Here is an 18854-nt window from a genome sequence, read left to right on the forward strand (position 1 = left end):
AGTGTGCCCTGCTTAAATTGAACAAATCGTGGCAATAGCTGTGAGCGGGGGGATGAGACTTGCCAATAGGCAATGATAACATGTATCATTACATAGTAGGTTCAACGCAGGAAATGAAGGCGGTAGCGCCCGTTCAATAACAGAAAAGAGGGAAACAAGTGCCAACGCCAAGCATGGAAGATTATTTGGAGCGCATTTACCAACTGATTGATGAGAAGGGATACGCCCGTGTCTCGGATATCGCAGAAGGTCTGGAGGTCCATCCTTCGTCCGTTACCAAGATGATCCAGAAGCTGGATAAGGACGATTATCTCGTATATGAGAAATATCGGGGATTAATTTTGACACCCAAAGGGAAAAAGGTCGGCAAACGGCTGGTTGACCGCCACCAGTTACTAGAGCAATTTCTGGATATGATTGGGGTCGATAAGGACCTGATCTATAAAGATGTGGAAGGTATTGAGCACCATTTAAGCTGGGATTCCATCACCCGCATTGAGACATTGGTCGAATATTTCCGCCGGGATGAAGATCGTCTGCGCCAGCTTCACGATATACACAAGGAATTGAGCGGTGATTCCTGACAGGCATCGTCCGCAAGGACAGATGCTTTTTTATTTGTCTCTACCGCAACAAATACCCGGTTATTAGCGTCTATCCATTATATAGCAGGACAAGACAGGGGTTAAAAATTAACGGGGTTAGCGGAGGATAGTAATCATATGAATTGGAAGAAAACATGGGCACTGGCTGCTGGTTTACTGTTAGCGGTGCAGACGGCAGTCGTGCCTGGAGCGCAAGCAGCTCCAAACGGAGAGATTGAAATTATATTGCACGGGCAAACGCTGCAAAGTGATGCGTCACCGTATATTGTACAAGGGGCCAACGTAACGATGGTGCCTTTGCGAGTGATTAGTGAGGGATTAGGCGCTCAAGTCAACTGGTCAGCATCGTCCGGTACGGTAACCATCACAGCGCAGGATAAAAACATCTCTATGGAGAACGGCGGACAGAGTGCTACGGTGAATGGCAAGTCAGTTCGATTGGACGCATCTGCGCGTATGACCAGCGGAAGAGTCATGGTGCCGCTGCGTTTTGTTGGGGAAGAGTTGGGATTAAAAGTGGACTGGCAGGCTACAGAGCGAGTCATTACGTTAAGTAGTGGTAAAGAAGGTGTCTCCACAGGCGGAACAACATCTTCCGGTGGCGGCTCCAGCTCCAATACGTCCACACCTGACAATCAGGGAAGTGTAGGTATGAATCAGGGAATCGATGATGATGAGCAGGCGAGCGTCATTTCTCCGTCTACTTCAACCAATGAGGGCAGCTCCAATTCTTCGCAGGGAAATGTCGTGCAAGTGAAAGCTTCGACTTCCATGCGCGGGGCTTGGATTTCTACGATTAACGGGGATTGGCCTTCTTCTGCCGCACGAAGCAGCACCGAGAAGCAAAAGCAGGAATTTACCAAAATGCTTGATGATTTGCAAGGGATGGGTATTAATGCGGTTTTTGTTCAGGTCCGGGCCAGCGGTGATGCGCTGTATCCGTCTAATCTTGTGCCATGGAGCAAGTACCTGACGAACACCCAGGGGAAAAATCCGGGCTATGATCCTTTGAAATTTATGATTAGCGAATCTCACAAGCGGGGGATGGAGTTTCATGCCTGGTTTAACCCTTTCCGCGCCAATTCTACAGGAACGACCAGTGGTTTAGCTGCAAACCATGTGGCTAACCAGCATCCGGATTGGATCGTTAAGAATGGCAGTCAACTCTACATCAATCCGGGAATTCCTGCTGCTCGCCAGCATGTCATTGATGCGATTATGGAAGTTGTGGATGGATACGATATTGACGGTGTTCATCTAGACGACTATTTTTATCCATACAGCGGCACTTTTGATGATAATGCGACCTTTAAAGCGTATAACGCTAACAAAATCTCTGACAAAGGCGACTGGCGGCGAGATAATGTGAACAGCTTTGTCCGTGATCTGGGCAAAAGCATTCATGCAAGCAAGTCCAAGGTGCAGTACGGGATTAGTCCTTTTGGTGTGTGGCGCAACAAGTCTCAAGACTTGACCGGATCAGACACCAAGGCTGGAGTTACAGCGTATGATACGACGTTTGCGGATGTACGTACCTGGATTAACAAAGGCTGGATTGATTATGTAGCTCCACAGATTTATTGGAGTATCGGTTTCCCGGCTGCTGGCTATGACAAGCTTGTGGCATGGTGGTCCAATGAGGTCAAAAATTCAGATGTTAAGCTGTACATCGGACATTCCCCCTATAAAATCGGCACTCCTGAAAAGGGTTGGCAATCCGCCGAAGAGTTGATTAAGCAACTCAAGCTGAACGAGAATTATAATCAGGTTAAAGGGGATATTTATTTTAGCGCACAGCATTTACGGAAAAATCCGTACGGACTCATTCAGCTACTTCAAAATTATTATCAATAATTATGTAAACTGGATCATATAGGTTCTAAATAAACCTTCGTTCTCATACATAAGCAGTAGAACTGCTTACTCCCAAGAGAACGGAGGTTTTTTGATCTATGCTGATCAATGCTGTGTTCCAGGGTGGAGGGGTTAAGGGTATATCGCTGGCGGGTGCAGTCAAGGCTGCGGAGGAGCATGGAATTGTATTCAACCGCGTAGCGGGTACATCATCAGGTGCTATTGTAGCTGCTTTGTTGGCGGCAGGATATTCGGCAGATGAAATGAAAGCCGTGATCGAGAAAACCCCCTTGGTCAGCTTGTTACGGCGTTCTCCGGTGTTTAACATCAAATGGGTTGGACCGGCAGCTCGTATTTTTCTTAAAAAAGGACTGTACTCCGGAGAAGCATTGGAGCATTGGGTGCGGGAGCTATTGCTTGCCAAGGGAGTGCGTACGTTCGCGGATCTGCCTCCAGGCAAGCTACGCATTATTGCTTCAGACATAACGAACGGACGCATACTGGTGCTTCCTGAGGATATCAAACGTTTCGGTATGAATACCTCTTCACTGGAGGTGGCCAAAGCCATTCGGATGAGCACAAGCATCCCATATTTTTTCGACCCCGTTATGCTAAGACTTGATCCTTTGCACACGAGAGGGAAAAAATTCTCACAGCAATTTGTGTTTGTAGTCGATGGGGCATTGTTAAGTAATCTGCCTTTATGGCTTTTTGATGAGCCTGTAAACGAGCAAAAGGCTAAAACTATTCCAACAGTAGGTTTTCAGATGGTGGGCAAAACGGGAGCCGAAACGAAGGTTTCTTATATACGGGGACCGTTGACGATGCTGCAAGCTATTTTTGATACGATGCTATCAGCGCATGATGAGCGTTATATTGAGCAGGAGAACCGATATCGGACCATTAAAATCCCGACACTAGGTATTCGCACAGCACAGTTCAATATTTCTCTTGAGCAGAGCAATTTGCTGTATGATTCTGGTGTGCAGGCAGGAGACGCTTTTTTCCACAAATGGAGCATCGCTTCTTACCAACAGCAGTATAACAAGTATCAATTAATGAAGGATACGATGTATGCCATGAAATAATTACTTGCTAGTTGGAGCTGGAATCAAGAGGTTAAAAAAGGAGCCATTTCCCGGTCATTTTTCATTACGCGGGTGATGGCTCCTTTGTGTATCATGTTAGAGTGTGATCGACTAATGATATTTAGGTTGTTCTTCTTCGTTTTTGCCCTTAGAACCTTCAATAACATGAAAAGGATACGCTTTACGCTTGCCTGTAGTCTGCTGCTTGCGTGTGTTGGCTGTTTTGGCCATAGTGCGTGCAGAGGGTTTAATCTTGGGAGTACGGGGGCGTCGTCCTGGCAAGTATTTGTACAGCAGAAATATAACTGCAAAAACAAGGACAGGAATCAATAAACTCATAAGAAAGCCCCAGCTTCCTCTCCATACCATATCCACAATCCCATATGCGCCCAAGGCAAGGGTAAGCCAGAAAATAACCGCATGTCTGTTCATCTTTCACTCATCCTTTCACAGGATCAAGGACCGAGCTGTTGAAGGTCTCCTTTACAGGTACATTTTCCAACTCGGCATCCAATTCCAGCATACGCTTGAATGAAGCAATGGATACCTCTACTTGATCATCGGTCGGTTCTTTGGTGGTAAGTAGTTGCAGCCACAGGCCGGGGTATCCCAAATAACGGAGTACCGGAATCTCCCGCAGGGCATTGGTCAGCTTGAGAAATTCAAAGGAAAGCCCCAGCACGATTGGAAGCAGCAAAAGCCGCTGTCCCATACGCTCCCACAGATTATCATACGTAAACAGGGAATATACGAGTACCCCGATGATCACCGTGAGCATGATAAAGCTGCTACCGCAACGGTAATGCAGACGACTGTATTTTTGCACATTAGCAGGAGTTAGTTCTTCACCCGCTTCATATGCGGTAATCACCTTATGTTCCGCTCCGTGATATTGGAACAGTCGTTTGATCAACGGAGTTTGGGAAATGCCCCATAAATAACCCAATAGCAGAATCAGCTTAATCGCCCCTTCCGCGAGGTTATGCAGAATCTGGTTGTGAAATAAATTTCCGAACAGGAAATCTTCCACCATAACCGGAACGAGGGTCAACACAATTTTGCCAAACAGGAAGGATAAAATGCCGACCGCCGCCACGCCGATCATCATACTCAGGCTCCAGCGAGATTCTTCTTTTTTCTTTTGTTCAGCGCGTTCTTCCGGGTCCACTTCATCATCGGCATACGCATCGGCTGAATAGTTCAAATGCTTCGTACCCTTGGCGCTGGAGTCGATGATGCTTACAATCCCCCGTAACAACGGGATTCTGCGAAATTTGGACACCCAGGATTGCTCCTTGCGCGGTACTTCCAAATATGTGATTTCGCCAGTCTTGCGGCGAACTGCCGTGACATTGACACGCTTGCCGCCGAACATGACACCTTCAATGACTGCCTGACCACCGTAGCTTACAGGCTTGGATGCTTGTGACAACCGTCTCACCTCTCTTTACACGTGCTTTTTGTATATTGTATCGAATTTGGAAGGGAATATCTAGTTGTGGGAAAATGAGAGGCTGTATTTAGGCGCTCCAAGCTCGGATCATCCTTCCGATCGCTGTTATCCCCAGATTTTTTGATTTTGTAAAAGATGTAATGGTAAAAATCCAGGGATAAAGGCGAACGCTACCGCTTCTTCAGGACGATTCCGAGCTTTCCGCTGCTGCCCACCTCTCGATTTGCCTTGGTTGGGGAGAGTAAGTTGGACTTCAAATGCTAAAAGTCCGATTTTACTGGCTTTAACCTTAACAAGTGATGTATTTAAATATGGTATCAATGCTTGGTCTGCGTAATTAACCTGTTTAACGCAACAAGTGATGTGAATTTTTAGACTCAGAGCTTTTGAGTGGTTGAACAATAAATGTAAATATGTTTCTTTTCTAATGCTCGTTGTGGTGTTGAAAAGCAAAAAAGTTGGCTTAACCACATAAAGCAGCGGAGAGAACGGAATCGTTCTGAAGAAGCGATAGCGTTCGCCTTTGCCTCCGGAATTCTACCCTTGGGGGTATAAATCAGAAATTTGGAGGCAACAGCTTATCGGAAGAATGATCCGTTCGCGTAGCGGCCACATACACACGTAGTAGAAGTCATAAGCAGTCTTCGCCGCACAACCCCCTCATCATGTAACAACAACTCACCAAGTTCAGTGTTAAACTCATCCCCATCAGAGCATACTACCTAGCAAAATGGATATGCACGAATCCATCGAAATGCAGCCTTCTTCATGCGCCAATAAAAGTCATCCTTTTTAGCATGGAAAAAGTTTTGCATCTTGAAAGGGGATCAAATAACATGAGTGACACCTATTCCATACCTAAGGTAGGCCATGATCAGGATCGGTCTGGCGAATCTCAGGATCAACGCGACCATAATAACAATAATAGCAGTCGAGGAAGACAGCAGTCGGGCAAAATACATACGCCGCTTATTCCTTTTGCACTCGAATTGGGCTTTTTTGCAGGCTTGCTCTGGGGATTACTGCGCTGGTTGTTTTATACACTGCATTTTACGGTAGTTGCACCGGGATTTTTGGCAGAGCCCTTTTTCAAGCATTCGTTCATGAAAACGACGGCGGGGCATCTCGTGGGTTTGCTGTTTTTTATCGCATTATCAGTTGTAGCGTCGCTGGTGTACACATTGATGTTTCGTAGATATAAGGGGCCTTTGCCTGGCATCGTTTACGGTCTGGTCTGGTGGGTTATTTTATTCGTGTTGACAGGTCCCAAGCTCGGGATGATGAATCCGCTTCATCGTTTGACCTGGGATTCCATATATACGGAAATTTGTGTGTTTATACTGTGGGGACTGTTTATCGGTTACACCGTTGCTGTTGAGTATACGGACGAGAGAAAGCGCGAGCCTGAGAAAGCTGGGGACTGAGCGCAACAAAAACTTCTCAAGCGGCTATCGCCTGTGTTAAAATAGCATTTGGTTATTTGACAGAGGGGAGCGGGATGAAAGATGAAGAATGACCGGGTGTTAAAGCTGCGGCAGGCGCTGGGCGAGCATGATCTGCGGGCTATACTGATCACAAGCCCTGTCAACCGCCGATATTTGACAGGCTTCACCGGTTCGGCGGGTTATGTGCTGATTACGGAATCTCACAGCTATCTGCTGACCGACTTTCGTTATATGACGCAGGCTGCCGAACAAGCGGAAGGCTTCACGGTGGTACAACATGCTGCGCAGGTCATGGAAACGGTGAAAGAGTTGCTGTCATCCCATCAGATCGGTGAAACAGGCTTCGAGCAGGACCATGTATCTGTTGCGACGCATAAAGCTTACAGCGAAGATTTGTCACCTGTTACATTAATTCCGGTATCGGGAATTGTTGAAAAGCTGCGGGTGTACAAGGATGCGGAAGAGCTGGAAGTGATGCAGCGGGCGGCGGATTTGGCAGATGCTACATTTGCATACATTTTGCCTTATATCAAACCGGGGGTCAGCGAGCGTGAGCTGGATCTGGAAATGGAATTCTTCATGCGCAAGCAGGGAGCTACGTCTTCCTCATTTGACACGATTGTGGCATCCGGGGTTCGTTCGGCACTGCCTCATGGTGTAGCCAGCTCCAAGCTGGTACAAGCGGGCGAACTGATTACTTTTGATTTCGGTGCGTTGCTGGATGGCTATTGCTCCGATTTGACACGTACAGTAGCCACGCAAGGGGATTTGTCACCGCAGCTACGTGAGATCTACGATATTGTTCTCAAGGCGCAGCTTCACGCGCTAGAACATATTAAGCCGGGCATGACGGGTCGTGAAGCGGATGCGCTGACTCGGGATATTATTGCAAGCCATGGCTATGGAGACAATTTCGGACACAGCACAGGTCATGGTCTAGGTCTGGAAGTCCATGAATCGACGCGTCTGTCGAAGGCAAGCGATGATATTCTGGAGCCCGGCATGGTTGTAACAGTCGAACCAGGTATTTATGTACCTGGATTAGGCGGCGTGCGGATCGAGGATGATATCGTTATTACAGATAGCGGCATCAAGGTATTAACACATTCAAGCAAAGAATTTACAGTCGTTTAATAACGATAACAGTCCTGTAGGAGGGGTATTTTAGTGATTAACGTTAATGATTTCAAAACAGGCTTGACCGTCGAGGTAGACGGAGATATTTTTACAGTGCTGGACTTCCAACACGTAAAACCAGGTAAAGGTGCGGCATTCGTGCGCTCCAAGCTGAAAAACCTGCGTAACGGCAACACGGTTGAACGTACATTCCGTGCGGGTGAAACGATTGGCCGCGCGCAAATTGAAAACCGTGGTGTGTCCTACCTCTATGCGAGCGCAGACGAGCATACATTCATGGACAACGAAACATACGATCAATTCAACCTTTCCAGTGATCAACTGAAATGGGAACTTAACTTCCTGCAAGAAAACATGAATGTAAACATTATTAGCTATAATGGTGAAATTCTCGGGATTAACCTGCCTAACAGCGTAGAACTGAAGGTTATTGACACGGAGCCGGGCATTAAAGGCAACACCGCTACAGGTGCTACCAAAAATGCTAAAGTTGAAACAGGACTAAATGTTCAGGTTCCTTTGTTTATCAATCAGGATGATGTACTGCTGATTGATACACGCGATGGTAAATACATTTCCCGCGCATAGAATGATCTAGCTTCTTTATATCCTCTGTCCTTGTCAAGGACAGGGGATTATTTGTTATGAGCAACTGTTATTAAAAAACATTGGCTCCACACAGCACTTTCGTATTATACTGTACTAAAGTTATACCGTAGGATGTCACGTTCAAAGTCAGTTGTGCCATCTCAAGGTTACATACTGTTGAGTCTGAGGGAGTGAATATCGTTGTCTTTGTATGTCATGAAATTCGGAGGCAGTTCCGTCGGTGATACGGAGCGCATGAAACGCGTGGCAAAACGCGTTGTTGAGAAACAGAGTGAAGGGCATCAATGTGTAGTTGTTGTTTCCGCGATGGGAGACACAACTGACGAACTGATCGACCAGGCCAAATTGCTGAATGAGCAGTTGCCTGCACGTGAGTTGGATATGCTGATGACGACTGGCGAGCAAATTTCGATTGCATTGTTGTCGATGGCTATTCAACAGTTGGGACATGAGGCGGTATCGTTTACAGGATGGCAGGCTGGTTTCCGTACGGAATCCGAGCATGGTCGGGCGAGAATTACGGACATCCAACCTCAGCGGGTACTGGATGCACTAAGCAGCAATAAGATTGTCGTGGTTGCGGGTTTCCAGGGGATGTCTGTTGAAGGAGATATTACGACGCTGGGACGTGGTGGCTCTGATACGACGGCGGTTGCACTGGCGGCGGCGATTCAGGCGGATGCTTGCGAAATTTACACAGATGTGGATGGCATATATTCTACAGATCCACGAATCGTAAAGGTTGCCCGTAAGCTAAAAGAAATTTCCTATGATGAAATGCTGGAACTAGCCAATCTGGGTGCGGCAGTATTGCATCCACGTGCGGTAGAATATGCGAAACATAACCGGGTACCGCTGATTGTGCGGTCCAGTTTTAACCATAATGAAGGAACGGTCGTAAAGGAGGATGCAGTAATGGAGCAGGGCGTGGTAGTCAGTGGGATTGCATATGATAAAAATGTAGCAAGAATCAGTATTTTGGGCGTAGTCGATACTCCTGGTGTATTGGCGAAAGTATTCGGAACGCTGGCGGGAGCCAAAATTGATGTAGACATTATTGTGCAAAGCGGTGTTGAGGCTGGCAAAGCAGACTTTTCCTTTACAGTGGCTCTAACGGATCGCGAAGCAGCCTTGAAGACGTTGGAAGGCATTCGCACAGAGCTTCCATACCGTGAAGTGACGTCTGAAGAAAACCTCGTCAAGGTATCCATTGTAGGAGCGGGCATGGTTAGTCATCCAGGCGTTGCAGCGCAAATGTTTGCTGTATTGGCAGAACAAGGCGTGAGCATTAAAATGGTAAGCACATCTGAAATCAAGGTATCGTGTGTGATCGAGGCTGGCAAACTCCATGGGGTTATTCAGGCGCTGCATACAGCGTACAATCTGGATACTGAGGAGCAAGCATTTGTGGGTGGACCGCAGGACCGCCGGTAATTGAATGGGAATATTACGCCTCCTAAATTCATAGTTTTATAATCATAGAATATAGCAGTAGGTTAAGAGGTTGTTTTTTCAGCGAGTGACGGGCTGAAGGGCAGCCTCTTTTATTGTGAATCTATTGTTTTTTGTTCCAGGGTATCCCTTAGCCGTCAAGGCTTCGGGGTGCCTTTTTTGATTTTTGCAGATTCCACGAAGGCGCTTTAGGTGGCGGGGAATATGTTTGTTGAGGTCTGATAGGAGCTTTGAAATCAACGACTAGGTTTTCGATATATTTTCGGCATAAAAAGCGAGAGTCGGCCATAGACTTGTCTTAAAGAAAAAGGACAACTTTGAGGGGGCGGCATCGGTATGGAATGGCTGGAGTTATTTCCCGAACCGTTGCACGGTATACTCGGAAAGCTTCCGGAAACGGTATTCAAGCAACTGGAAGAAATTAGGGTCCGGGAAGGAAGGCCGCTGGAAATTAATACGAATGGTGAACATCATTTTGTAACGTCCGCCGGTCGGCTGACTTTGAACCATATGGAAGCCTATAAGCCGGACCGGGAGGATGCCCACCGTTTGCTGGATTTTATCAGCAATCATTCCCTGTACACCATGGAGGAGGAACTTCGCAAAGGGTTTATTACCATTCCCGGGGGGCACCGGATCGGGTTGGCAGGAAGAACTGTCCTTAGCAGGGGGCGAGTGGAGCATTTGAGGGATATTAGCAGCTTTAATGTAAGAATTGCCCGGGCAATTCCCGGTATAGCGGATCGCATATTGCCCTATGTAGCGGATCGGAAGTCCGGTAAAATCCTTCACACCCTCATCTTGTCCCCGCCTCAGCATGGTAAAACAACACTGCTTAGGGACTTGGCCCGGCAACTAAGCTACGGAGGGCTGGAAAGCAATGGGGGGCGTCGAAGCGGGCTCAAGGTAGGCATTATAGACGAACGCTCGGAAATTGCCGGCAGTCACAAGGGCATCCCCGGTTTTGATGTTGGACCTCGAACCGACGTATTGGATGGATGTCCGAAAGCAGAAGGCATGATGATGATGATTCGTTCCATGTCGCCAGATGTGCTGATCGTCGATGAAATCGGACGACCAGAGGATGCCGAGGCGGTGCGTGAAGCGCTCCATGCGGGGATCGCAGTCATTGCTTCCGCACATGGGCGCGATGTAGCTGAAATGGCGACCCGGCCTGCTTTTGCCGGATTGACGACAGGGCAGGAGCTGTTTCAGCTTTACGTCATGCTGGAGCGGACGAGCCGGGGCGTCTCCTTCCGGCTGGCAGATGCCAAGCAGCGTAGGCTGACGCTGTCCGGAGAAGGGCAGAACGGAGGTATTTCCTATGCTTAAGCTGCTGGGAGCCGCTTTGGTTATACTCGCCGCTACACTGGCTGGCTGGCAGCGGGCAAGGCAGTTTGCACTGAGGCCGCGGCAGATCAGAGAACTGATTCTCGCGCTGCAAAGGCTGACCACTGAGGTTTCCTATGGGGTGTCCCCGCTGCCGGATGCTTTTGCCAAGACGGGAGAGCCGTTGCGGGAGCCGCTGCGAACCTTATTCCAGCAAGCCTCACACTGGATGCACCCCTCCTTTGGGCTGACCGCCAGAGAAAGCCTGCATAAAGCGATTGAGGCCTCGTGGAGCCGCTCCAGCATGCAGCAGGCCGAGAAGGAAGCGATGCGGCAGCTTGCTTACAGTCTCGGAACCAGCGACCGTGAAGACCAGATCAAGCACATTGCGCTAACCATCCAGCAGCTAACTCATGAGGAAGCACAGGCGCAGGCGGATCAGGTGAGATACGAGCGCATGAGCAGAAGCCTGGGACTGCTGATCGGAGCATTGATCGTCATTTTGATCTATTAGCGGGGTGCTCGAATGAATTTAGAAGTGAACGCTATTTTTCAGATTGCCGGAATTGGCATTATTATCGCCATGATTCATACCGTACTCAAGCAAATGGGCAAAGAAGACATGGCCCACTGGGTAACGGTTATCGGCTTTGTTGTAGTGCTGTTCATGGTGGTACGAATGCTGGATAACCTTCTGCAAGAGATTAAATCTATCTTTCTTTTTCAGTAGGTGGACACATGGAAATCATTCAGGTGGTCGGCTTCGCCCTGATTGCCACAGTTCTTATTTTGGTCATTAAGGAACAGAAGCCGATGTTTGCTTTTCTGATTGCGACAGCCGCGGGAATCGTCATTTTTTTACTGTTGATTGGCAAGATTGGATCCGTGGTTGCTGTGCTGGAGCGTCTGGCAAGGTCATCGGGCATGGATATGATTTATTTTAAAACCGTTCTGAAAATTATCGGTATCGCTTATATTGCCGAATTTGGAGCGCAGGTGGTTCGGGATGCGGGACAAGACGGGATTGCCTCCAAAATTGAGCTTACAGGAAAGGTGCTCATCATGGTGCTGGCAATCCCGATTATCAGCATAATTATTGACACGATTCTGAAGCTGATGCCCGCCTGAGGGGGTGATGCCATGAAAAGGCTGGAGGGCATGCCGAATCTCAAAGTGGTGGTCATTTTGCTACTATGCCTCTGGTGTGCCTCGGCTGCGGTTATCTTTGCAGATACACCTACGAATGAATGGATCAGACAACAGGCGGAGCAGATGCCCAAAGATGAGGTAGAGCATTATTGGGACGGGCTGATGCAGCAATATGGCGGATTTTTCCCTGATCAGAAAACGCCTTCCTTCATGGACATGCTGCTTCCGGGCGGTGAAGGATTCAGTATTAAGGGTGTATTGAGCGCCATAGCTGACTTTTTCATCCACGAAATTCGGGTCAACGCCAAGCTGCTCGTCACCATTGTTATGCTCAGCATTATGAGTATGGTGCTGGAAACTCTACAAAGTGCTTTTGAAAGTAATCAGGTCAGCAAAGTCGCCTACGCGATTGTATATATGGTCATTATCATTTTGGCGATTAACAGCTTTAGTGTAGCGATTGGTTATGCAAAAGAAGCCATTGACAACATGATTCACTTCATGATGGCGATGTTGCCTCTGCTGTTTACCATGTTGGCCTCGATGGGCAACGTCGTAACGGTTTCGGTCACCCACCCGCTAATTGTATTTATGATCAACACGGTCGGGACGGTCATTCATACGCTGGTGTTCCCGTTGCTGTTCTTCTCGGCGGTGTTGTATCTGGTCAACTCATTGACAGGCAAATACAAGCTGACCCAGCTAGCCGATCTGCTGCGTAACGCCGGAGTGGGGGTACTGGGGGTGCTGCTGACCATTTTTCTGGGTGTCATTTCGGTTCAGGGATTAACGTCGTCTGTTACTGACGGATTAACGATCCGCACGGCCAAGTATATTACAGGCAGTTTTGTTCCAGTGGTGGGCAAGGCGCTGGCAGATGCGACAGATACGGTTATTTCGGCTTCGTTGCTTGTGAAAAATGCCATTGGGCTGGTGGGAGTCATCATTATTCTGTTCCTCTGCGCTTTTCCTGCCCTCAAGATTCTAACACTGGCCCTGATCTATAAAGTCACAGCAGCGATTATGCAGCCTTTGGGAGATACCCCTATTGTGGAATGCTTGGACGCAATCGGTAAAAGCATGATTTATGTATTCGCAGCGCTGGCGGCAGTGGGTTTAATGTCCTTCCTTGCGATTACGGTCATGCTCGCGGCAGGCAATATGACGGTCATGATGAGGTGAGTGAACGATCGACAATCAAACGGGGGGAGGGGAGTGACGTGACCTGGCTGGGAGGCTGGCTTAAGGAACTGGTGTTGATTGTGCTGCTGGCTTCTTTTATCGATATGATCTTGCCAAGCCGTTCCATGGAAAGGTATGTCAAGCTCGTACTCAGCCTGCTTATTCTACTGACGCTACTCTCTCCGGTCGTGCGTTTGCTGAGTACCAGTCCTTCCGAGCTTCTGGGACGCGCGTTTGATCTTCAGCGCCAAGCAGAGACAGGTAAGAGCGAACCGACATTGGAGGAAATTTTGGCAAAAGGCAGCAAGTTGAAGCAGCAGCAGGAGCAAAGTTCCATGCAGTGGGCTGGTCAAGAGGTTGCCAAGGAAATCAAGGGACAGTTGGAGCAGAATACCGGGTTAGCGATTCAATCGGTTCAAGTTACGCTTACTCAGATGAAGCAGGAATCGTCGAATCTGGAGGCTGGAGCGGGAATTCAATCTGTAGTGGTTAAGCTGGTGGAGCAGCAGGCTGGACGTGAGGAGAAAAGCACGAATCTTCCGCCAGGTGCGGACTCCAAGCCGATTATGGTAGAGCCTGTAGCTGAAAAAACAGTAAATATCCACGTAGAGCCAATCCCTGCAAAAACATCGGATCAAGAGAAGGGAGCGCCGGAGAGGGCCAATAGTAGTGCGGAAACCTTTGATGGTGAAAAGATAGCGGACACGCAAACTTTCGGTCTAATTACGGGGCTGCTGCACGAAAGATGGGGAATCGACAGCAAAAATGTTCAGGTGCTTTCTTCGCAGGACGGTACACATGAATGGTAACAGGAGGTGAGCAGAAATGGGCAAATGGATGAAAAAGCTGGAGCAATGGATGGGCGGGGGGGCAGACGGGCCCAAAAGGTTTAATTCATTTCGCTGGCTGCTTATTCTCGGTCTTATCGGGGTCGCGATCATGCTTTTTAATTCGTTCGTGAATGTGAAAAAGGTGGATCCTGAAAACGTGGGGCGGGAGCCGCCTGGCGTGATGAAAAATGAACCTTCACTTCAGACAACGGGGGGTGAGGAAAGTACCTTTGCCGGAATTGAGAAGGTGTTCGAAGATAATATGAAGCAGATGCTGGAGCAGATTGTTGGTGTAGGGACGGTCGATGTTATGGTTACGGTTGACTCCACTGAGGAAGTCATCGTTCAGCGCAATGTGAAGGATATGCAGGAAGAAAATAATGAGACGGATGCCAATGGCGGTCAGCGACATACCACTCAATACACACGTGATGGAGAGATTGTCACCTATGAATCGTCAGGAGGCCAGCACACCCCGATTGTTACCAAAAAAGTAAAACCGCAGGTGAGGGGAGTTCTGGTTGTGGCGATGGGAGCAGAAAACCCTACCGTGAAGCAGTTGATTGTGGATGCCGTACAGAAAGGGCTTAATGTCCCTTCCTATAAAATTTCAGTTGTCCCGCGTAAGCAGGGATAGATTAAAGCATAAGCAGGGATAAATGAAAATCCTAATTTAATCATATTGGAGGACGGAACATGAATAACAAAAGACAAACCGTTTGGCTGGTGTCGATGCTGAGTTTAATGGTCGTACTGTCTGCGTATTATTTGTTTACGGAGGACTCTAGCCCGGCTAATCCACCTGTGGCGGACAGTGAACAAGTGAGCAAGGCCAAGCAGGATACCGCCCAGGAAGCGGCAGGCAAGGCAGAAGAGCAAATGAACGAGCTGAAAGTGAATGAAGTGGTGACCAATGGTGAAGTTACCGGAGAAGGGACTGCCTCTTCCGCAAAGACGGACACGGCTGCCGCAACCGATCCTGCTACTCAATCTACTACAGGCGAAAATAAAGATACTGCCGCTGCCCCGGCTACCGAGTCTGCTAAATCGGATCAAAACACTACTGCTGCCACGCCAGATACGACGGCAAAAAGTGAGGACAAAACAGCGTCCACCGCGAAAACAGACCAGCAGGTACTCGATCAGGTCGCAACGGAACAAGCCGCGAAGCCTACGGCCGCTGCTGTTATCGACAACTACTTGCTGGAGCGGGATGTGGCAAATCAAAAGAAAAATGACGAGTTGACGACTGCAATGAACGATAGCACTGCCAAAAAAGCCGCCGAAGCACAAAAAGAACTACATGTACTGGAAGACAAACAGGCGAAAATCACCGGAATTGAGGAAGAGCTTCAGCAGCAGTTCGCCAATGCGGTGGTTCGCGAAGAAGATGCTGATAAATACAAGGTAGTAGTTCTGAGTGAAAAACTGGATGCCAAACAAGCGGTAACGATCGTCGATAAAGTCATGAAAGAATTGAACGTAACACAGGATAAGATCAGTGTCCAGTATGTTACACAATAAGACAAAAATCGAGAAAAAGCCCGGATTTCTGCACATTTCCGGGCTCTTTCTATTTTTAATGATTGTGATATAATACATAAAGCTGTTTCAACAATGTTATCAGCAACCGGCAAAATGCTGAAGGAGTGATTAATAGAGATGTTCAAATTAAGCGAGATTAAGGAATTGATCAAGCTGGTGGATGAAACGTCTGTACATGAGCTTGAAATTGAAAACGAAGGAACTCGGCTGTTGATCCGTAAACCGGGCAAAAGCGAGATCGTTACTGTACAGGCCCCTGTGGCAGCACCTGTTTATACAGCGGCACCACAAGCTGCTATTCCGAATCCACAAGCACAATCCGATGCAGGACATGCATCTGTTGGGGAAACCAAGGAATATGCAAGCAGTCTACATAAAATCGTATCTCCGATGGTAGGGACTTTCTATAGTTCTTCATCCCCGGATACGGCTCCGTATGTGAGTATCGGCAGTAAAGTAGGCGAGAAAACAACGGTGTGTATTATTGAAGCGATGAAGCTAATGAACGAGCTGGAAGCTGAAGTGAAGGGCGAAATTGTGGAAATTTTGGCCGAAAACGGACAGTTGGTCGAGTATGGCCAGCCATTGTTCCTTGTGAAACCGGAGTAAGACGCTTGCTTGTACCCTTTTTTGAGGGTTCAGCCAGACTGCTCCCAGGGAGGATAAAGTCATGACATTTCAAAAAGTACTGATTGCGAATCGTGGAGAAATTGCGGTTCGTATCATTCGCGCTTGCCGCGAAATGAATATTTCGACGGTTGCCGTATATTCGGAAGCCGACAAGGATTCGTTACATGTGCGTCTCGCAGATGAGGCTTACTGTATCGGACCGACGCTGTCCAAGGACAGCTACCTGAATTTTACGAACCTGATGAGCGTTGCGACATTGACTGAATGTGATGCGATTCATCCAGGTTACGGATTTTTGGCTGAAAACGCCGACTTCGCTGAAATTTGCGAATCTTGCAATATTACGTTTATTGGTCCTTCTCCTGAAGCGATTAACAAAATGGGAGACAAGGCTGTCGCCAAGCAGACGATGAAGGATGCCGGGGTTCCGGTCATTCCGGGTTCGGACGGGTTGGTGGAGGATTTGCAGGATGCCATTACCATTGCTCGCGATATTGGCTATCCCGTGATCATCAAGGCCACAGCAGGTGGCGGCGGTAAAGGTATCCGTATCGCCGAGGATGAAGATAATCTTATTCAACAAATCACTACCGCCCAGCAGGAAGCGCAAAAAGCGTTTGGCAACGCGGGTGTATATCTGGAAAAATATTTGACCGGTATGAAGCACGTGGAGATTCAGATCATAGCGGACAAGCACGGCAATGTTGCGCATCTGGGCGAAAGGGACTGCTCTGTGCAGCGCCGTCGTCAGAAGCTGCTGGAGGAAGCTCCGTGTCCTGTACTTTCGCAGGATGTGCGTGAAGAAATGGGTCAGGCAGCTGTTCGTGCGGCTTTGGCTGTACAATACTCCGGTGCGGGAACACTGGAATTTTTGCTCGGACCGGATAATCAATTTTATTTTATGGAAATGAACACACGTATTCAGGTCGAACATCCCGTAACGGAGATGATTACCGGTGTGGATTTGATTAAAGAAATGATTTTGGTCGCTGAAGGGCATCCGCTTTCCTTTACTCAGGAAGAAGTCACCATCAATGGATGGGCGATGGAGTGCCGTATTAACGCCGAGGATCCTGATCGCAATTTTATGCCTGCACCGGGTAAAATCGGATTTTATCTGCCTCCAGGCGGCCCTGGGGTACGCGTAGACAGCGCAGCCTATCCGGGTTACAGCATTCCTCCTTATTATGACTCTATGATTGCCAAATTGATTGTGTGGGCGCCTACACGTCAGGAAGCGATTGCCAAAATGAAGCGGGCTCTGTCCGAGTTTGCCATTGAAGGCATACCAACAACGATTTCTTTTCATCAACGATTGTTGGAGCATCCGACCTTCATCAAAGGCGATTTTGATATTAAATTTTTGGAGGAAAACGAAGTTTAATCGGTATATTTCCTCAGTTTGTCATAATGAACGCCAAATGATATAGTATGGATAATAAGTGAGCATGTCTGCTTTGAAATCCAAAGCTGAAGTGAAACTTATTTTACCGAAAGGTGTTGAAGGTATGAGCACAGTGCCAACCGAATTCGAGCGTACAGAAATTGGGGAGATTCAGATTGCCCCGGAGGTTATTGAAGTCATTGCCGGACTAGCAACCGTTGAGGTGCCAGGCGTAGCGGGAATGAGTGGTGGATTTGCAGGCGGATTTGCCGAACTGCTGGGCCGCAAAAATTTATCCAAAGGTGTAAAAGTGGAAGTCGGACAGCGTGAAGCTGCTGTAGACGTCTCCGTCATTATTGAGTACGGTAACCGTCTGCCTGAGGTGGCTGCTGCTATTCAGCACAATGTTAAGCGCTCCATTGAAACCATGACTGGCCTTAACGTTGTTGAAGTGAACGTGCAAATTCACGATGTTCAATTCAAAAATGCCGAAAAAGTAGAAGAGCCAGAAGTTCTGGGCGCCGGACGGGTTAAATAGAGCGATACTTTGTACAAACCCCCGACCCTTAAGGGTCGAGGGTTTACTCTAATTTAAGGAGGCTGTGCGTTTCGTGGCTAAAGTTATGGACAGACTTCTGCTGTTCTTGTACAGCTTAAGTATCGGAATTATTTCCATTCTCGCCATCCTCCTCCTGAGCGGGGCCATTCCGTATGCATTAAGCATTCAGGATGAGCGGGTAGTGTGGTTTACCAGCTTGATTATTGCAGGAGTACTGTTGTTGTTGAGTCTCCGGATTTTCTATATCTCCATTCGCCGGAATCAAACGGTACAGCACTCTATTGATCAACGAACAGAGTACGGTGACATTCAGATTTCAGTGGATACCATCGAAAATCTGTGTCTCAAAGCAGCATCCAGATTTCGTGGAGTACAGGACTTGAAAGCACGTATTCGCGTGCTGGAATCGGGACTTGATATTACGATTCGGGCGGTTGTGGATGGGGAAGGCTCCATTCCGGTGTTAACCTCCGAGGTACAAAAGGGGGTACACGACCATGTGGAAGAAATTACGGGAATTCCTGTGTCCAATGTGTCTGTGTACATCGCCAATGTTTCTCAGTCACCAAGCTTTAAGAGTCGTGTGGAATAGAGGTGATTTTC

21 protein-coding genes are annotated in these 18854 nt (G+C 48.0%); 19 read left to right on the forward strand and 2 right to left on the reverse strand.

All coding sequences use genetic code 11. The features are described 5' to 3' along the window. Positions 1 to 158: 158 nt before the first annotated feature. From mntR to ACQ4MX_RS25930, 3 genes are all read left to right on the forward strand, one after another. Entirely contained in the window at positions 159 to 584 is a 426-nt protein-coding gene (mntR, locus tag ACQ4MX_RS25920) for a transcriptional regulator MntR (RefSeq protein WP_007430946.1), read from the forward strand. A gap of 138 nt (positions 585 to 722) precedes the next feature. Further along, complete coding sequence (locus ACQ4MX_RS25925) at positions 723 to 2459, forward strand: family 10 glycosylhydrolase (protein ID WP_431088107.1); 1737 nt, start codon at positions 723 to 725, stop codon at positions 2457 to 2459. Positions 2460 to 2557: 98 nt separating this feature from the next. Continuing rightward, positions 2558 to 3547 (forward strand): patatin-like phospholipase family protein, encoded by a 990-nt coding sequence (locus ACQ4MX_RS25930; RefSeq protein ID WP_134913709.1) that lies wholly within the window; start codon positions 2558 to 2560, stop codon positions 3545 to 3547. Between the two features lie 111 nt (positions 3548 to 3658). On the opposite strand, the gene ACQ4MX_RS25935 is transcribed toward ACQ4MX_RS25930, so the two are convergent. Both ACQ4MX_RS25935 and ACQ4MX_RS25940 read right to left on the reverse strand, forming a co-directional pair. After that, on the reverse strand, positions 3659 to 3979 hold the full coding sequence (locus ACQ4MX_RS25935) for a hypothetical protein (RefSeq protein ID WP_431088109.1): 321 nt from the start codon (positions 3977 to 3979) through the stop codon (positions 3659 to 3661). A 7-nt stretch (positions 3980 to 3986) separates the two neighbouring features. Then, positions 3987 to 4979, reverse strand: coding sequence for a DUF1385 domain-containing protein (locus tag ACQ4MX_RS25940; RefSeq protein ID WP_431088112.1), 993 nt, complete (start codon positions 4977 to 4979; stop codon positions 3987 to 3989). Positions 4980 to 5836: 857 nt separating this feature from the next. Between ACQ4MX_RS25940 and ACQ4MX_RS25945 the strand changes: the two genes are divergently transcribed. From ACQ4MX_RS25945 to amaP, 16 genes are all read left to right on the forward strand, one after another. Further along, on the forward strand, positions 5837 to 6424 hold the full coding sequence (locus tag ACQ4MX_RS25945; RefSeq protein ID WP_431088114.1) for a YqhR family membrane protein: 588 nt from the start codon (positions 5837 to 5839) through the stop codon (positions 6422 to 6424). Positions 6425 to 6505: 81 nt separating this feature from the next. After that, positions 6506 to 7579, forward strand: a complete 1074-nt coding sequence (locus tag ACQ4MX_RS25950; RefSeq protein WP_431088116.1) for a M24 family metallopeptidase — start codon at positions 6506 to 6508, stop codon at positions 7577 to 7579. A 33-nt stretch (positions 7580 to 7612) separates the two neighbouring features. Next, positions 7613 to 8170 (forward strand): elongation factor P, encoded by a 558-nt coding sequence (gene efp, locus ACQ4MX_RS25955; protein ID WP_044647663.1) that lies wholly within the window; start codon positions 7613 to 7615, stop codon positions 8168 to 8170. 201 nt (positions 8171 to 8371) lie between these two features. Beyond that, complete coding sequence (locus tag ACQ4MX_RS25960; RefSeq protein ID WP_431088118.1) at positions 8372 to 9625, forward strand: aspartate kinase; 1254 nt, start codon at positions 8372 to 8374, stop codon at positions 9623 to 9625. Between the two features lie 354 nt (positions 9626 to 9979). Continuing rightward, positions 9980 to 10975: a stage III sporulation protein AA gene (spoIIIAA, locus tag ACQ4MX_RS25965; RefSeq protein ID WP_134913717.1), complete on the forward strand. Its 996-nt coding sequence runs from the start codon at positions 9980 to 9982 to the stop codon at positions 10973 to 10975. Beyond that, complete coding sequence (gene spoIIIAB / locus ACQ4MX_RS25970) at positions 10968 to 11486, forward strand: stage III sporulation protein SpoIIIAB (protein ID WP_149093527.1); 519 nt, start codon at positions 10968 to 10970, stop codon at positions 11484 to 11486. Before spoIIIAA ends, spoIIIAB begins: the two co-directional genes overlap by 8 nt. Positions 11487 to 11498: 12 nt before the next feature. Then, positions 11499 to 11702, forward strand: a complete 204-nt coding sequence (gene spoIIIAC, locus ACQ4MX_RS25975; protein ID WP_010345636.1) for a stage III sporulation protein AC — start codon at positions 11499 to 11501, stop codon at positions 11700 to 11702. 8 nt (positions 11703 to 11710) lie between these two features. Further along, a complete protein-coding gene (gene spoIIIAD / locus ACQ4MX_RS25980) occupies positions 11711 to 12100 on the forward strand; it encodes a stage III sporulation protein AD (RefSeq protein ID WP_025683336.1) in 390 nt (129 codons plus the stop codon). 12 nt (positions 12101 to 12112) lie between these two features. Then, a complete protein-coding gene (gene spoIIIAE, locus ACQ4MX_RS25985; RefSeq protein ID WP_431088119.1) occupies positions 12113 to 13303 on the forward strand; it encodes a stage III sporulation protein AE in 1191 nt (396 codons plus the stop codon). Positions 13304 to 13341: 38 nt separating this feature from the next. After that, positions 13342 to 14112, forward strand: a complete 771-nt coding sequence (gene spoIIIAF, locus ACQ4MX_RS25990) for a stage III sporulation protein AF (protein ID WP_431088120.1) — start codon at positions 13342 to 13344, stop codon at positions 14110 to 14112. A gap of 16 nt (positions 14113 to 14128) precedes the next feature. Continuing rightward, entirely contained in the window at positions 14129 to 14770 is a 642-nt protein-coding gene (gene spoIIIAG, locus ACQ4MX_RS25995) for a stage III sporulation protein AG (protein WP_431088121.1), read from the forward strand. 59 nt (positions 14771 to 14829) lie between these two features. After that, on the forward strand, positions 14830 to 15657 hold the full coding sequence (locus ACQ4MX_RS26000) for a SpoIIIAH-like family protein (protein ID WP_431088122.1): 828 nt from the start codon (positions 14830 to 14832) through the stop codon (positions 15655 to 15657). 138 nt (positions 15658 to 15795) lie between these two features. Further along, a complete protein-coding gene (accB, locus tag ACQ4MX_RS26005; RefSeq protein WP_431088124.1) occupies positions 15796 to 16287 on the forward strand; it encodes an acetyl-CoA carboxylase biotin carboxyl carrier protein in 492 nt (163 codons plus the stop codon). Between the two features lie 61 nt (positions 16288 to 16348). Then, entirely contained in the window at positions 16349 to 17692 is a 1344-nt protein-coding gene (accC, locus tag ACQ4MX_RS26010; RefSeq protein ID WP_431088127.1) for an acetyl-CoA carboxylase biotin carboxylase subunit, read from the forward strand. A gap of 124 nt (positions 17693 to 17816) precedes the next feature. After that, positions 17817 to 18230 carry an Asp23/Gls24 family envelope stress response protein gene (locus tag ACQ4MX_RS26015; RefSeq protein ID WP_134913729.1) on the forward strand — a complete coding sequence of 138 codons (414 nt, stop codon included), beginning with the start codon at positions 17817 to 17819 and terminating at the stop codon, positions 18228 to 18230. Between the two features lie 73 nt (positions 18231 to 18303). Further along, entirely contained in the window at positions 18304 to 18843 is a 540-nt protein-coding gene (gene amaP / locus ACQ4MX_RS26020; RefSeq protein ID WP_431088128.1) for an alkaline shock response membrane anchor protein AmaP, read from the forward strand. The last annotated feature ends 11 nt before the right edge of the window (positions 18844 to 18854 follow it).

This window comes from Paenibacillus sp. 8b26, from assembly GCF_050626875.1.
Classification (GTDB): domain Bacteria; phylum Bacillota; class Bacilli; order Paenibacillales; family Paenibacillaceae; genus Paenibacillus.